Raw genomic sequence first — 16544 nt, 5'->3', positions numbered from 1 at the left:
TCACGTGTTTCACGAACGGCGAGGAAGTACGAAGTTGCTTTTTCATGCTGGTCTTTGTCTGGATGAATGATGTTGTATGAGTAAAGGGGGCGCCATGCGCGCTTAATACTTGCCCTGCCAGGTCACGCTGATTTCTTTTGGGCCGGGATTGATCGACAGGCCCGATTTGCTTTGGTCGCGCTGCGCGTGCCACAGCCAGCTGCCCATGGCATAGCCGACGATGCCGCCGGCGACCGTGTCGGAGACCCAGTGCTTGCGGCCGAATACGCGGCCGGCGGAACCCACGGCAGCCACGCTGTACAGCCATGGCGCATCGTATTCCTTGGCAAACGGCGTCACGGCAGCAAAGCCGATGGCGGCATGCGCGGAAGGGAACGATGAATTCGAACGGGAACTGCCGCTGCCGACACGGCTCCACGCTCCGAGGTCTTCCTCTGGACGGGCGCGGCCAAACGCATATTTGCCAGCCACCGCCACGCCCGTTGCCGCGGCAACCGATTGCAGCGAAATGAGTCCCGTATTTTGCATGCGTTCATCGCCCAGGGCGAAGGCGGCCGCTGCCGCTCCCACTGCCGCGTATGGCATGGCCTTGCCCAGCTTGTCCCAGTTGCGGTAGACCTTGGAATCCTCGTGCTTCTTGACGAAACGGTCGACGGGTTTGTCGCTGAGGGCGGATGCCAGCACCACGCCCCCGACCACCGCCGTCGCCTTGAGCCATTCAGGGGCGCTAGGCGTAGCAGATGCGGATTGCTCCATACGCGCGCGCATGGCGGGCCAGGGGCTGACAAACGGCCGGACCGGCGGATTGACGGCAGGCAGGTGCTGTTCGTCCGGGCGCTCGGCAAAATTACCTAGGCCATCGTAACTGTGCATGTCGGCGCGCGGACGCTCGAACATGTCGTACAGATCGCCCGGCGAGGCCACCATCTGCCCCACGTCCCGCGTCCATGGCGCGATGGCGAAACCGGCCGTCGATTGCGTATCCATCGGCAACATGCTGTTCAACGGTACGGACAGGAAGATGCCACGGTCCTGGTATGGCTTCGATGGCGTGCCAGGGCTGGTGATATCGTTGCCGTTCGTATGCGTATACCAGGCACCGACTTCGATACCGGACTGGAAGCGGCGCTTGAATTCCATGCGCACGCCCGTGTCTTTGGCCAGGAAGCGGCCGGCGCGGGCCGTGACGGTAATATCGTGCGGCAAGCGGTAATGCAGGGAACCGATCGCCGTTACCGTCTTGTAATCGCGCGAATCGAGCAAGCCCTTGTAGCCACGCTGCTGCAAGGCATCGACGGCCACGTCAGCAGCCCAGCGGCTATCCTTCGGCAGGTACAGCACCTGACCACCCACGCCGCGGAACATGTCTTCATACAGGCCGGCCGACATGCGGGTATACACGCGCTCGGCAGGATTGTTGTATTTGTTCAGCAAGACACGGCTCAGCGAGAAACGCCCGCCGCGCAAATATTCCGCGATATCGGTACGCACGTGTGGCAAGTTGCTGTTCGATGGCTGCTTGACGCCCGATACCGTTTCCAGCAACTGCAGGCTGGCGGCGCTATTCAGGTACAGACCGTCGCCCAGGCGGCGGTCGTAGTTGGCCACGGCCGAAATCGAATAGCGGAAGGCGCCGCTCGGGTCATTGAAGAAGAAGCCCACCTTGGGAGCGACTTTGAAGCGGTTCGCTTCCCGGTCCAGCGATTTGATCTGCACCACGTCGCCATCGACGCCAACGCCAACGGCCAGCTTGCCATCGTCCTTGAGGACGTCGGCAGCCTTGGCGGGAGCAGGTGCGATGGCCATCGCGGGAGCCTCCGCCAGTACCGGCGCGGGAGCCGGTGCAGCGGCCACGACGGGCGCCGGCTTGTCGAGGAATTCTTTCAGCCAGCCTTGCTGATCATCCCGGATGACATCGCTTTTCTCCGGGTAGCGCAGCAGCACGACGTCGAGGAAAGCCTTACGATCAATCTTGCCTGCCAAATAGTCGTTCAGTTTGGGCAAATCAAAGAATTCGTAGGTGGCGATTGGCTGGTCCAGCTTGGTATACGTGATGCGCAGGGTCGTCACGCCCTTCGGCGTGAAGGCGACGGCGGTGCGCGCGGCACGGCCAACGGCACGCCCCATGTTCGAAATACGGCTATTGGTCAGGCTCAGGCTGAGGACATTGCCCTCTTGCTCGACACGGATATTCTTGTAGTCCTGCTTCACCAGGGCATTCACCAGGTCGGCGCCATACACGGGGTCGCGGTGCCATTCTTCCTTGCTCGGCAACGGCGGCGGATTCTTGTCGTCCACGAAATACGCTGGTTCATACACCTTCGGAACGAACTCGCGCTCGCCAAACGGAATGCTGATGAAAGCGTTCACGCTGAACTGGTCGCGGTTGCGTGCCGCTTGCAGGGCAAGCCAGCCCCAGCGGTATTCCAGGCCCACGGAAGCGCCCTTGCGGCGCTTGCCAGCAGTCGTTTCGCTGGCGCGGAAGTCGCGCAGATAATTGGTGGTATCGTACTCCGCCACCACCGACCAGCGCGGCAGCGCAGCGGGCGTCCAGCGCGCGCCGGCAAACACGCCGTCCGGGCGTTTATGCGCATAACCGAGGCTCGCTTCGACATTCTTGCTGGCGCCAAAAGTCTTGGTGGCAACCACATATTGGCCCTTGAACAGCGCGGTACCGAACAGGTCCGTCATGCCGACGGCGACAGATGGCATCCACTGCGTTTCCGTCCACAGGCGCAATTTGCCGTCGACGACTTTATCCTTATAGCGGCCATAGCCACTGCCATACTCACCGGGGGCGTTGGTAAAACCCGGGATGCCCGTTATCGACACATAACGTCCCGTCATTTGCAGAAAAGGCAGGATATTCGCTGTCGCCCATAACTGGCCATACGGACTGTCGTAGCTATAGCCGACGCTGAAGGTGCCATCCGTTTCCACCACGGCACTGGGCATATTGATATACCCGGATTGACCGCCATGATTCGGCGTCGCGGCTATCGCCGAAGGCGCGCCAAGCACCAAGCAGCCACACCAGGTATATTTAATTGATTTTCTGAGTACGCTTAACAAATCCGGCTACCTAAAATATCCTGCACCTGGAATTTCTGACGATGTCTTCAGAAAATCAATGAGCTTGGGGAAACGTGAATGAAACGAAAAAAGGCCAACCGACGGGCATCTCGCAATGCCGCGCATCAGTTCGCCACTAAAACTCGGCACTTCCGGGCAATTGAGCGTTGCTTAACCATGCCTCAGGAATGTATATCACAGAATTTTAACATTGTTTTCTTGTAGCAAATGCTTAACTTGTTTCCCTTGCGCCACACCGGTCAGTGCGGCGCAAACGCCGCCTGCGGCCCCGCAGCACGCTGCAACAGTCACTTCAAACTGCCAAACACTTTGCCGATAATCTTGCTGCCGTAAGCGAGCGGATTACTGCGGATGGCTTTCTCTTCCTCGCCTATCATCAGGTACAGGCCGTCAAGCGCCCGGTCCGTGACATAGCCTTCCACCGTCGATTGCTGCTGCGGCACCAATCCTGTCTTGCCGATCTGGCTCATGGTGCTGTTGTACTTGCTGGCCAGGCCGGAACGGTCGGTCACGGATTTCACGATCGGCAGGAATTTGACGGCCAGCGGCGCCGAAGTTTTCTGGCGGAAAAAGTCCGTCACTGAAGTGCTGCCACCGGACAGGATACTTTTCGCATCGCTCACGCTCATCGATTTGACCGCGTCGAGCAGCAAGGGCTTGGCCATGGGCACTGCCGACTCGGCGGCACGGTTCATCGACACCACCAGATCGTCCAATAGCTGGCCGCGCCCCGTCATTTTCAACAAAGGCTGGGCTTGCTCCAGGATACCTGGCAGCTTGATTTTGACCTTGTCATTACTCAGGAAACCATTCTCGCCCCCCAATTTCGATACGGCGGCCGCGGAACCGGCTTCCAGTGCAGCTTTCAAGCCATTGCTGGCATCCTGGTTGCTAAGGGCATCCAGAGGACTGGCGGCGCTGGCGCCAGACGACAGCAACACCAGCGCACACAGGATGGCGGCCGGACGGCCAGGGAAAGGGTTCAGGCGCATGGTTTTCCTTTTCTAAAGAATAGACAGACCACCTTCTTCTGGAACCTTAGCACATCAAAACTGCAAATACTGCAGCAATTTTTGCGTTTGGGGGGAAACAAGGGGCGCCACAGATGGCGAAGGGAAAAGACTATACAGTACCTGCTGTTGTATCCGCGCACGCTAACGCCGGCGGCGCAGCTCAGCCTGCTATCGCCGCCAGATGTTCGCGCACCCGCGTCAGATCTGTCTCGCGCATGCGCGCCGCTGTCTGGCGCAAGGATTTTTCCGCACCGGCCACGCCGGCCGCGACGGCCATCGACAGCCAGATATATGCCTGCTGCAAATCGAGCGGGCCACCCTGACCGCTGGCCGCCATCAAGCCCAGATTCATTTGCGCCCGCGCATGGCCCTGGCGCGCGGCCAGCGCATACCAGTCCCAGGCGGCAGCATAATCCTGCGGCACATCCTGGCCATTGTCATGCCGCAGGCCCAGCGCAAACTGGGCCAGGCTGTGGCCCTGCGCGGCGGCACGGCAATAACAGGCGCAGGCCAGCTGGCTGTCGGGCGCCGGACCATCATCGCGGTCGTGCAAAACGCCCTGCATGTATTGCGCCGGCGCATAATCCTGCTCGGCGGCGCGGCGGTACCACTCCAGCGCCAGTGACAGATCCTGCGGCATGCCCTGGCCATGTTCGTAGCGCAGACCCAGGTCGAACTGCGCCCGCACATGTCCCTGATCTGCCGCCTTGCGGTACCAGAAGATGGCTTCTTGCGCATCGACCGGCGTGCCCTGTCCATGCTCATGCAGGAGTCCCAGCTGATACTGCGCGGCGGGAAAGCCCTGCCCGGCCGCCTGGCGATAGAACACCTGCGCCCGGGTATAGTCTTGCGCGCCATGTTCATGGTGCAGGCCCAAGTTGTGCTGGGCCGCCGCGTGCCCCTGCCCTGCCGCCCTGACATACCAGTCGAGTGCCGCCTGCTTATCGCAGGGCACGCCCTGGCCATTGTCATAGATCAGACCCAGATTGAACTGCGAACTGGCATGGCCCTGCTCAGCGGCGCGCCGGTACCAGATGATCGCCTGCCCGCTGTCCTGCGGCAGCACGTCGCCGTTTTCATAGCGCAATGCCAGATTGAACTGGGCCGGCGCATAGCCTTGCTCGGCCGCCTTGCGCATCCAGGCGCTCGCCTGCTGGCGGTCCTGGCGCACGCCCTGTCCATTGTCGTAGCGCAGGCCCAGGTTGAACTGGGCGCGCGCATAACCCTGTTCGGCCGCTTTGCGATACCAGGCGATGGCTTGCACAAAATCCTGCGGCACGCCCTTGCCATTGTCATACATCATGCCCAGATTGTTTTGCGCCCCCGCGTCGCCCTGCTCGGCCGCGCGACTGAACCACAGCATGGCTTGCCCGCTATCTTGCGCGAGTCCCTGTCCCTTGGCATACAGCCAGCCCAGGTTGTACTGCGCCGCCGCGTAACCTTGCTCGGCCGCCTGCTGGTACCAGTGCGCGGCCTGCACAAAATCCTGTGCCACACCCTGCCCCTTCTGGCACATGACACCCAGGTTGTATTGCGCGTGCTCGAGTCCCTGCGCGGCAGCCAGGCCATACCAGTGCAATGCAAGCGCATAGCTTTGCTCGATACCCTGGCCATTGAAATACATGAAGCCCAGGCCGTGCTGGGCATTCGCATTGCCCTTCTCGGCCAGTCCTTTCAGGCGCAGGTAATCAGCAGTGTAATGAGCAGCAGTGTAATGCGCAGCCGTGTAGCGGGGAGCGGCAAGCGGCACGGTCAGGCCTCGATGGCGAGCAGCTGCGGTGCGCCCGGTGCGGCATCGGCGAGCAGGCGATTCTGCTCCTGCAGCACGCCGATGAAGCTGCCCAGCGAAATGGGCCGGTGGTACAGATAGCCCTGCATCGTGGTGCAGCCCTTGTCCTGCAGATAGCGCGCCTGGCCTTCCGTCTCCACGCCTTCGGCAATCAGGTGCAGCCCCAGGCCGCGCGCGATCGAGATGATGGCCAGGATGACGGGATAGTGTCCATGCTCGTCATGGATTTCCTTGACGAAGGACTGGTCGATCTTGATGGTATGGATGGGGAAGCGGTGCAGATACGACAGCGAGGAATAGCCGGTGCCGAAATCGTCGATGGCGACCGACACGCCCAGCTGGCACAGCTTGTTCAGCTGCTCGATCGCATATTGCGGATTGCGGATACAGATGTTTTCCGTGATTTCCACTTCGATCTTTTCCGGCGCAATGCCATAGCGCGTCAGCGCGCCGCGCATCTTCTCGAAAAAGTCGCCCCGGTCCAGGTATTGCGGCGACAGATTCAGCGACAGGCGCACGGCTTCGCCGCCGGCCGCGTCCCACTGCACCAGGTCGCGGCACAGGGCGCCCAGCATCCAGTCCGAGATCGGCAGCATCAAGCCGTTTTCCTCGGCAAACGGCAGGAATTCGCCGGCCGTCAGCAAGCCCCGCTGCGGGTGGTTCCAGCGCATCAGGCCTTCGGCGCCAACGATGCGGCCCGTCATCACATCCACCTGCGGCTGGTAATACATCTCCAGCTGGTTCAGTTCCAGCGCCTTGCGCAGGCTTTGCTCGAGCGCGATCTTCTGGTGCGACACATCGAGCATGGACTCGTGATAAAAACTGTGGCCATTCTTACCCAGCGCCTTGACCTGGTACATGGCGATGTCGGCATGGCGCAGCAGCTCGTCGATGGTCTCGCCGTCGCCCGGGTAGATGGCGATGCCGATGGAGGCCGAAATATGTACCTGGTTACCATCGAGGTCGAAGGGCTGGTGCAGGCATTCGAGGAATTTGTCGGCGATCAGGCGCGCATCCTGGCGGTCGCGCAGTTCCGGCAGCACGATGGTGAATTCGTCGCCGCCCTGGCGCGCCAGCGTATCGCCGCGGCGCAAACAATCCTTCAGGCGCAGCGCCACCTGCTGCAGCAGCTCGTCGCCCTTCACGTGGCCCAGGGTATCGTTAACCAGCTTGAAGCGATCGAGATCGATGAACATCACGGCCAGTTCCGTCAGCTTGCGCCGCGCCTGGATCACGGCCAGTCCCAGGCGATCCTTGAACAGCATGCGATTCGGCAGGTCCGTCAGGATGTCGTGATAAGCCTGGTAAGAGATGACTTCCTCGGCGCGCTTGCGGTCGGTGATGTCGCGCGCCACGCCGTAGGTGCCGAAGTACTCCTGCTTTTTCGCTTCCTGATCGTGACTGTGCATGCCGATCGAATTGAGCGGAATCGTCATCAGCGTGTTGTTGAAGGTACGGTCGCTGCCGCTACCGCTATGGCATTTCAGGCGCAGTTCCACATTGCGCGAGGCGCGCTCGTCGAGGCGGCGCTCATTGAAGGCATAGCGCGCCCGCTCCTGGTCTTCATCGTGCACGAGAATCGAATAATGGCTGCCAATCAGCTCTTCGCGGCCAAAGCCCAGCAACTGATGCACCCTGTCGTTGATGAAGGTGATGCGGCCTTCGTGATTCAGGGTATAGATGATGTCGGGCGAGCTATCGACCAGGTAGCGGTACATCTTTTCCGAGTTTTCCAGCTGCAGCGCGATGCGCTCGTTCTCCAGCGCCAGCTTGCGCTTTTGCAGCGCGTTCTCCACCGTCTTGAGCAGCTCCTCACGGCTGTAGGGCTTGCGCAGATAATCGTAGGCGCCACGCTTCAAAGCACCGATGGCCGCCTCGATGCCGACGTCGCCGCTCATGACGATCACGTCGCCTTCGATGCCGCGCCGGTTGATGTGGTCCATGATTTCATGACCGCTCATATCGGGCAGGCGCAAATCGAGCAGGATCAGGTCGAAGCGCAGTTTCGACAATTGCGCCAGCGCCTCGCTGCCGCAGGTGGCCGTGTACAGCTGGTAGCCGCGGTCCTTCAACAATTCGTGGAGGGAGGCGAGCAGGCGGGGCTCGTCATCGACGAGCAGGATGCGCGGGCTGTTTTCCAGGTCAAATGGAATGGCGGAGGAGTTCATGGACGTTACGCAGACAAGGCGGTATTGCCGGGTGCGGGCAGCGCGGCTGCTGCACTCGTCGGCACGGGAATGGGCAGTAAAATTTCAAACGACGTGCCGGACTTGCTGCTGCGGCAACCAATCACGCCATGCAGGCGGCTTACCAGGTCATGCACGATGGACAGGCCCAGGCCGTGATGCGCCCCGTCCTTGTTGCTGCGCACGGGAGAAAACAGATTGGCCAGCACCTCCGGCGCCAGGCCGGCACCATTATCACTAACGCACAATTCCAGATACAGGCGACGGTCGCGGTTAACGTGGCCCCGATTCGCCACTTCGATGCGCCCGCCATCGGGCAGCGCTTCGACGGCGTTTTTCAGCAGGTTGAGCAGAATTTGCTTGAGCATGTCGGCATCGGCCTCCACCTCGCATGGCGCGTCCTGCATGCGCGTGACCACCTCGATTTTCGGCGGCAGGAAGTCGGTGGCGCGGAACAATCGCAGCACATCATCGACCACGCGCGCGCAATCGGTCACGCCACCCGCGTCCATGGGCTGCAAATCGGCCAGGCCGCCGATCAACTGCCCGACACGGTCGATTTCCTCGTTCAGGATAGCCATCTCGCCGCTGACCGGCTCCTGTTTCTCCAGCTTGTGATCGAGTACGCTCAGATAGTTCTTGATGATGGACAGCGGATTATTCACTTCATGCACGACGCGGCGCGACGCGGCGCGGTATTCCTCGGCCACGTGATCGAGCTGGCGTCGAGCCAGGCCGCGCGCACTGATGGCCGTTTCCAGCGCCGTAGCGGCCTGGTTGGCATACGCGCGCAGAAAACCCTCGCGCTTCTGGCAAGCGGGAATCTGCCACGCCGCCACGCCGCCGATCAGTACCCCAAGGCTGCGCTGGCCCGACGCCAAAGGCACGCAGACCAGGCTGTCTGTGCCGAGAATGCGGAACAGCTGCTCCTCGACAATGCCCAGCGCCGGCATGTCGCGTTTCAGGAACGCCAGCGCGCACTCCAGCGCCGAGGCGGCCAAGGGCCCGCCCTTGGCCAGCGGGATCGAGAAGCCGGCCAGGCGCTGCTGATGTTCGCCCGCAGCCACACCCACCAGCGCATGGCCGGTGGGGTTTTGCAGCAGGATGACGGCGGTGTCAAAGTCGAACAGGATGCGCGCCGAGCGCGTGATGGCTTCGAGCAGCTTGCTCTCGCCCTGTTGCCGGGCAAAGGTCTGCCCCACTTCGGAAACCAGCACCATGTTGCGCACTTCGTCGGACAGGCGCTGCCGCACCGGCTCGACGGATGGCGGCGCATACGCGGGCGGGGTGACGATATCGTCCGCGCCAGACAGGTCGATGCCCAGGTGCTGCGCGGCCTGCTCCACCTGGCGCGCGACGCTGCCGGCCAGGTCTTCCAATACCTCGACGTCCAGCGCGCACAGGCTTGCCGCCTGCGTGATGGACTCAGCCTCGTCCGCATCGTCGGCATGGCAGCACAGCAGGTGCGCCAGGCGCACGATGCGGATCAAAGGATGGCTCGCTTCCAGGCGCGCCAACGGTTCGTGGTGATACAGCACGCTGTCGGCCAGGAAGGAATCGAGATGCCAGCGTTCGATCAGCCAGGCGCCCGCTTCGGCATGCGTGATCTGCAAGGTGCGCTGCTCCACCGCGCACAGGGCGGCATCGTCGCGCGCCGTGAAATTGAACGCGTATTCCTTCGGCGCCGTAGCCAGCAAAGCCAGGCGGCCCACGTTGTGCAGCAATCCCGCCAGGTACGCTTCCTCGACGTGCGGATAGGCCATGGCCTTGGCCAGCGCGCGCGCCATGACGGCGGCCGACAGCGAGCTTTTCCAGAAGGCGCGCAAATCCGTGCTGCCGGAATGGGGAAAGCTGTTGAAGGTCTGGAAGACGGATTCGCTGATGACCAGGGTCTTGATCATGTCCGTGCCCAGCGACACGAGCGACTGTTCCAGGCTGACGACCTTGCTCTGGCGATGGTAGGCCGAGCTGTTGGCCACGCCGAGGATCTTGCTGGTCATGCCGGCATCCTTGGCGATCAGCGCGGCCAGCTCTGGCATGCCGGCATCGTCGGCCTGCAAGTGGGCTATCAGCTTGATGAGAATCTGCGGCATGGCCGGCAGGCGGGCAATCAGCAGGCGATTGCGAATATCTTGATCAGATTGATGCATCGTATCAGGCATTGCCGGTTCGAAAAGGATAAGCGCTTAGCAGCGAAGCGCGGCCACGTCAGAGGAATCCTCTACTCCTGTAACCCAAAAAATGTCGCCTGAGAGGATGCCGGGAAAAGAAGTCATCTTATCATAAGCGCCGAATATTACTTGCAATATAGAAAATTAAGTTGAAATAAATCCAGCGTTCTGGCATGGAAACTCATGCCTTGAAGGAACCCAGCAAACGGTGGCGGAAGCGCCGCGAGATCAGCCACAGCGCCAACGCCAGGGCCGTAAACGCCAGCTGGCCCGAGGCCAGCCACAACACGGAACCGGACAGCAGCGGCGAGATCACGCCGGCCACCACGGCGCCCAGCAAGGTGCTGGCAAACGACTGGCACGAAGCCACCGTGCCGCGAATATGCGGGAACAGATCGAGCGCCAGGAGGGTCGCGCCCGGCCCCACCAGCGACATGCCGAAGGTGTAGAAGAACAGGGGCAGCACCGACCAGGGCAAGGATGGCGGCAGGAACAGGTGATACACGACATTGACGCTGGCAGCGCACAGCAGGAAGGCAAAGCCGATGCCGATCTGGCGCGCGAACGTCACCTTGCCGGCGATGCGGTTGGCCGCCAGTGCCCCCATGAAAATCCCGCTCACGCACGGGATGAACAGCCAGGCGAATTGCGATGGCCCCAGGCCCAGCTGCTTGGGCAGCATTTCCGGTGCTGCCGTGATGAACAGGAACAGGCCCGCGAAATTGAGGGCGACGATGCCGGCCTTGATGTGGAACAGGGGTGAGCGCAGGATTTGGCCATAGCTCGATGCCAGGAAGCGGGGATTGAAAGGCTGGCGCTTTTCCATCGGCAGGGTTTCAGGCAGGCGCCAGTAGCAGAACGCCAGCAGCACCACCGTGTAAAAGGCGAGGAACAGGAAGATCGAGCGCCAGTCGAACCAGATGACGATCCAGCCGCCAAGAATCGGCGCCACGGCCGGGGCGATGGAAAAGATCATCGTCACCAGCGACAACAGCCGCGCCGCCGCTGCATCCGCGTACAGGTCGCGGATGATGGCGCGGCTGATCACCACGCCGGCGCCGGCCGAGACGCCCTGCATGATGCGGAAGAACCACAGATAGTGCACCGTGTGCGCCGAAGCGCAGCCGAGCGAGCCGATGGCAAACATCAGCAGCGACACGAGGATGACATTGCGCCTGCCGAAGGTATCCGAGATCGCGCCATGCCACAGCACCATGCCGGCAAAGGCCAGCATATAGAACGTCAGCGACTGCTGCACTTCCAGCGGCGAGGCTTGCAGCGAACCCTGGATCGCGCCAAAGGCGGGCAGATACGTGTCGATCGACAGAGGTCCCAGCATCGACAACCCGGCCAGCATCATGGCCAGCGCACCGCGGCTCAGCGGCGCCATGTGGCTCGGTGTGGGAGGCGGAACGGGCGTGACCGGGTCGGGCGGCACATTGGCCGGAGGGGTGGGAAACATGGCGGATCCAAAGTGGCGCGCGGACCGGCATTGGTCCGCGCGCGGGGTTACTGCGGGTGTCTTGCGGTGAACGCTTACTGCTGTGGTTTCGGTTTTGCTTCTTCACGGCGGTTGTAACCCGCCACCATATCAAAGCGGAACAAACGGCATTCCAGCGCGCCATTGAAGAACGGCGTCTTGCGCGCTTCTTTCAAGCGCAGCAGCTTGGGCAGGCCCAGGTCGGCCGTGAAGAGGAACACGGTCCAGCCGGCGAAACGCTGCTTCAGGGTCGTGCCCATGGCCGAATAGAAGGACGTCGACAATTCATCTTCCGGGATGGTACTGTCGCCGCGCACGCCGATACGCTCGCCGTACGGCGGATTGGTCAGCATGATGCCCGGCACGTCGCTTGGCGGCTTGACTTCCTGCGCCTCGATCTGTTTCAAGGGCACGTCGAAGCGCACGCCGGCGCAACGCAGGTTATGGCGCGTCATGGCCACCATGTCGCCCGAGATGTCGCTGCCGAAAATAGTCGGTTCGGCCGGCAGCGGATTGACCTTGATGGCGTTTTTCATGGCATTCCACGGCGCCGGATCGAAGTCGTGGAAGTTTTCAAAGGCGAACTGGCGCGTAGCGCCCGGCGGAATGCCTTGCAGCATCTGCGCCGCTTCGGCCAGGATGGTGCCGGAACCGCACATCGGGTCGAACAGCACCATGCCAGGCTTCCAGCCCGACACGCGCAGCAGGCCGGCAGCCAGGTTTTCACGCAGCGGCGCGTCGCCCGTCTCTTCGCGCCAGCCGCGCTTGAACAGCGCTTCGCCCGAGGTGTCGAGATACACGGTAAACGTGTTCGCATCGAGGAAGCCGACGATGCGCATGTCCGGCGTCTTGGTGTTGACCGATGGACGCTCGTTGAACTGGTCGCGGAAGCGGTCGCAGATCGCATCCTTGATTTTCAATGTCGTGAATTCCAGGCTGCGCAGCGGCGATTTCACGGCCGTGACGTCGACACGGATCGTGTGGTGCACGCCGAACCAGTCTTCCCAGGATTGCGCCAGGGTCAAGTCATAAATATCGTTTTCCGTCTTGTAGCCGGAATGGGCCATGCGCATCAGCACGCGCGAAGCGATGCGCGAATGCAGGTTGATGCGGTAGGAATCGAGCAAGTCGCCCGAGCAGTGTACGCCGCCCGGTACCTGGTTGTGGACCTTCATGGTCGAACTCTCCTGGGCGATCTCGCCCAGTTCCTCGGCCAGTGCCGCTTCCATGCCACGCGGGCATGGGCAAAAATATGAAGCCATGGTTGGTGTACCCTTATTCCATTGTGTTGAACGCCCGCTAAATTACAGGCGCTGCTTACTACGTTAAAAAATACTACATTTAAAAAACTGCTTTTGCTTGACTACCCTGCCAGCGCGCGCTCGACAAAATCGAGGCGGTCCTGGCCCCAGTATCCTTCGCCATCAACGATGTACCACGGCGAGCCAAAGACGCTGGCGGCAGTCGCCGCTTCCGTGTTGGCGTCATATTCTGCCTGCACGCTGGCCGTTTCCGACGTCTTCAGCAGCTGGCGGCCGTCGAAACCGGTATCGGTGGCGATCTGCACCAGGGTTTCCTCGTCGCCGATGTTGCGCTCTTCAGCCCACAGGCCACGCATAATGGCGTGCGCCAGGTTCAGCGATGCCTCCACGCCGTGCGCCAGGCGTGTGGCGATGATCAGTTTGGCCGAGGCTTCCGGCGACACGGGGAAGAACTTCGGCTGCAAGGTCAGCGGCACTTGCAAAAAAGCCGACCAGCGCGCCAGTTCGGCCAGGCGATACGCCTGGCGCTGCGGTGCGCGCTTGGCCAGCGGCAAACCGCCCGAGACACTGAAGACCTTGCCCAGGTCAAAGGGGCGCACGTCGATCTGCGCGCCCGTCTTCGCGGCGATGGCCATCAGGCGCGCATGCCCCAGGTAGGTCCATGGCGAGTGGGGCGCGAAGAAATACTGCACGACTTTGCTCTGGCTTGCACTCATCTCGATTCCCTTAGAAAGGCTTGACCACGACCAGCACGACGACGGCCAGCAGCATCACCACCGGTACTTCATTAAACCAGCGGAACCAGGTGTGGCTACGCTTGTTGACGCCTTTTTCAAACTTGCGCAGGATGGAACCGCAGGCGTGGTGGTAGCCGAGCAGCAGCACCACGAACGTCAGCTTGGCGTGCATCCAGCCCGGCATCTTCACGCGCCCTTCGCCCCCACCGTACAGCATCCACATCAACGCCAGCCCCAGCACCATCGCCGGCAGCGCCAGCAGGGACATGAAGCGGTACAACTTGCGCGCCATCAGCAACAGTCGCTCGGTGGCCACCGTTTCCGTTTCCATCGCCAAGTTCACGAAAATACGCGGCAAATAAAACAGGCCGGCAAACCAGGACATGACGAAGATGATGTGGAAGGCTTTGGTCCAGAGAAAGAGCATGGGGTTCCCAGTGTCAGAAAGATACAGAAATGAGCGCACGGGCAGCCTCGTGAGCCACCCGCGAAGAAAGACTACTTGCGTACTTCACCGTGGCCAAAGACCACGTACTTGAGCGATGTCAGGCCTTCCAGTCCCACCGGGCCACGCGCGTGCAGCTTGTCGTTCGAGATGCCGATCTCGGCGCCCAGGCCATATTCAAAACCATCGGCAAAACGCGTCGATGCGTTCACCATCACCGAAGCGGAATCAACTTCGCGCAGGAAGCGCAGCGCATCGCTGTAGTCTTCCGTAATGATAGCTTCCGTGTGCTTCGATGAATACTGGTTGATGTGGTCCATCGCTTCGTCGATGCCGTCGACCACCTTCACCGACAGGATCGCTGCCAGATACTCGGTGCGCCAGTCTTCTTCGGTGGCGGGCACCAGGTGCGGATAAGCAGCGGCGGCCAGGATCGCATGGCTTTCCGGATCGGCGCGCAGCTCCACCTGCTTGGTCAGGTACAGTTCAGCCAGCTGCGGCAGCACGGTAGCGGCGATGGCGCGCGACACCAGCAGCGTTTCCATGGTGTTGCAGGTGCCGTAGCGGTGGCACTTCGCGTTGAAGCCGATATCGATCGCTTTTTTCAAATCCGCCTTGGCGTCGATATACACGTGGCAGATGCCATCGAGGTGCTTGATCATCGGCACGGTAGCTTCTTCCATCAGGCGCGCGATCAAGCCCTTGCCGCCGCGCGGCACGATGACGTCCACGTATTGCGGCATGGTGATGAGGGCACCGACGGCGGCGCGGTCGGTGGTATCGATGACTTGCACGGCATCGGCCGGCAGGCCTGCTCCCAGCAAGCCCTCCGCCACCAGTTTGGCCAGCGCGCGGTTGCAATGGATGGCTTCCGAGCCGCCGCGCAAAATCGTCGCGTTGCCGCTCTTGATGCACAGGCCTGCCGCGTCCACTGTCACGTTCGGACGCGCTTCATAGATAATGCCGATGACGCCCAGCGGCACGCGCATCTGTCCCACCTGGATGCCCGTCGGGCGGAATTTCATGTTCGAGATTTCGCCGATCGGGTCGGCCAGCGCGACGATCTGCGTCAAGCCTTCGACCATGGTGGCGATGGCGCCGTCGGACAGGGTCAGACGGTCCAGCATGGCCGGCGCCAGGCCGGCGGCAGCAGCCGCATCGAGGTCGCGCTGGTTGGCCGCGCGCAGCAGATCGGCATCGCGCACGATGGCGGCGGCGATCAGGGTCAAGGCGCGGTTGCGCGTGGCGCTGTCGGCACGCGCCATGGCGCGCGAAGCGGCGCGCGCGCGCGTGCCCACGTCCTGCATATATTCTGTAATGTCCATGCTCGTATCCATAGTGTAAAAACTAGCCTCGGGCGATCTTCAGGCCCAGTTGCAGCATGGCATCCCAGGCATCGCCCGCGTAGCCCTTGGCACGCAAGCCCTTGATCATCTTGTCCACCTGCGCCGCCTGCTGCAGCGCCGCTTCCAGCACGGGCAGCGAAATGCGCCGCAGGGCCGGTTCCATCATCCGCTCGCGCGGTCCCCAGATACGGTATTCCTTCAGCAGCGCGCCCAATGGGCGACCTTGCGCCATGCCGGCCTTCAATTTTAACAGCGTGCGGATCTCTTCGGAGACGGCCCACAAGACCAGCGGCAGCGCCTCGCCCTCACCTTTCAAGCCTTCGAGCATGCGCACCAGGCGCGCCGGATCGCCGGCCAGCATGGCCTCGGACAGCTTGAAGACATCGTAGCGGGCCACATTCAGCACCGCGTCCTGCACTTGCTCATACGTCAGCTTGCCCACCGCATGCAGCAAGCCCAGTTTCTGGATTTCCTGGTGTGCCGCCAGCAAATTGCCCTCCACCCGTTCGGCGATGAAGTCGATGCTGGCCCGTTCGGCACTCTGCCCCTGCGCGGCCAGGCGCTGGGATATCCAGGCCGGCAACTGCGCCCGTTCCACATTCGGAATCTCGATATACACGGCCGCCTGCTGCAAGCTGGCGACCCAGGCCGCCTTTTGCGTGGCCCAGTCCAGCTTGGGCAAGGTGATCAGGGTCAGGTTGTCGGGGCTGAGGTTCTTGGCATAGCTTTGCAGCGCCGCACCGCCATCCTTGCCCGGCTTGCCGGTGGGGATGCGCAGCTCGATCAGTTTTTTATCGCCGAACAGCGATAGCTCCTGGTTCGCCGCCAGCAGTTCGCCCCATTTGAAGCTGCGTTCCACCGTCAGCACATCGCGCTCGGAGTAACCCTGCGCGCGCGCCGCGCGGCGGATCTTGTCGGCCGCTTCCAGCGCCAGCAAATGTTCGTCGCTGGTGATCACATACAGCTGCGCCAGCGGCTTGGCCACATGCCCATCGAGCGCGTCTATCCGCAATTGCATGGCG

General features: G+C 61.8%; 11 protein-coding genes. All 11 read right to left on the bottom strand.

What is annotated here, in order from left to right; genetic code table 11:
- Positions 1-102 precede the first annotated feature (102 nt).
- On the bottom strand, positions 103-3021 hold the full coding sequence (locus ACP7DE_RS22285) for a YjbH domain-containing protein (protein ID WP_426074131.1): 2919 nt from the start codon (positions 3019-3021) through the stop codon (positions 103-105).
- Between the two features lie 359 nt (positions 3022-3380).
- On the bottom strand, positions 3381-4085 hold the full coding sequence (locus tag ACP7DE_RS22280) for a DUF4197 domain-containing protein (protein WP_426074130.1): 705 nt from the start codon (positions 4083-4085) through the stop codon (positions 3381-3383).
- Positions 4086-4266: 181 nt separating this feature from the next.
- Positions 4267-5856 (bottom strand): SEL1-like repeat protein, encoded by a 1590-nt coding sequence (locus ACP7DE_RS22275; protein WP_426074129.1) that lies wholly within the window; start codon positions 5854-5856, stop codon positions 4267-4269.
- Between the two features lie 2 nt (positions 5857-5858).
- A complete protein-coding gene (locus ACP7DE_RS22270) occupies positions 5859-8063 on the bottom strand; it encodes an EAL domain-containing response regulator (protein WP_426074128.1) in 2205 nt (734 codons plus the stop codon).
- A 5-nt stretch (positions 8064-8068) separates the two neighbouring features.
- The gene (locus ACP7DE_RS22265; RefSeq protein WP_426074127.1) at positions 8069-10231 is read right to left on the bottom strand and encodes an HDOD domain-containing protein; all 2163 of its coding nucleotides are present in this window, start codon (positions 10229-10231) and stop codon (positions 8069-8071) included.
- A 202-nt stretch (positions 10232-10433) separates the two neighbouring features.
- Positions 10434-11714 carry a multidrug effflux MFS transporter gene (locus ACP7DE_RS22260; protein WP_426074126.1) on the bottom strand — a complete coding sequence of 427 codons (1281 nt, stop codon included), beginning with the start codon at positions 11712-11714 and terminating at the stop codon, positions 10434-10436.
- Between the two features lie 74 nt (positions 11715-11788).
- Positions 11789-12994, bottom strand: a complete 1206-nt coding sequence (locus ACP7DE_RS22255; RefSeq protein WP_426074125.1) for a THUMP domain-containing class I SAM-dependent RNA methyltransferase — start codon at positions 12992-12994, stop codon at positions 11789-11791.
- 101 nt (positions 12995-13095) lie between these two features.
- On the bottom strand, positions 13096-13710 hold the full coding sequence (locus ACP7DE_RS22250) for a 2-hydroxychromene-2-carboxylate isomerase (RefSeq protein ID WP_426074124.1): 615 nt from the start codon (positions 13708-13710) through the stop codon (positions 13096-13098).
- A gap of 10 nt (positions 13711-13720) precedes the next feature.
- On the bottom strand, positions 13721-14158 hold the full coding sequence (locus ACP7DE_RS22245; protein WP_426074123.1) for a CopD family protein: 438 nt from the start codon (positions 14156-14158) through the stop codon (positions 13721-13723).
- A 71-nt stretch (positions 14159-14229) separates the two neighbouring features.
- A complete protein-coding gene (locus ACP7DE_RS22240; RefSeq protein WP_426074122.1) occupies positions 14230-15501 on the bottom strand; it encodes a glutamate-5-semialdehyde dehydrogenase in 1272 nt (423 codons plus the stop codon).
- A gap of 22 nt (positions 15502-15523) precedes the next feature.
- Complete coding sequence (gene holA / locus ACP7DE_RS22235) at positions 15524-16540, bottom strand: DNA polymerase III subunit delta (RefSeq protein WP_426074121.1); 1017 nt, start codon at positions 16538-16540, stop codon at positions 15524-15526.
- Positions 16541-16544: the final 4 nt, after the last annotated feature.

This window comes from Janthinobacterium sp. DSP2-3-3, from assembly GCF_049897325.1.
In the GTDB taxonomy this organism is placed as follows: domain Bacteria; phylum Pseudomonadota; class Gammaproteobacteria; order Burkholderiales; family Burkholderiaceae_D; genus Janthinobacterium.
This window is presented reverse-complemented; position numbering and strand designations above follow the sequence as displayed.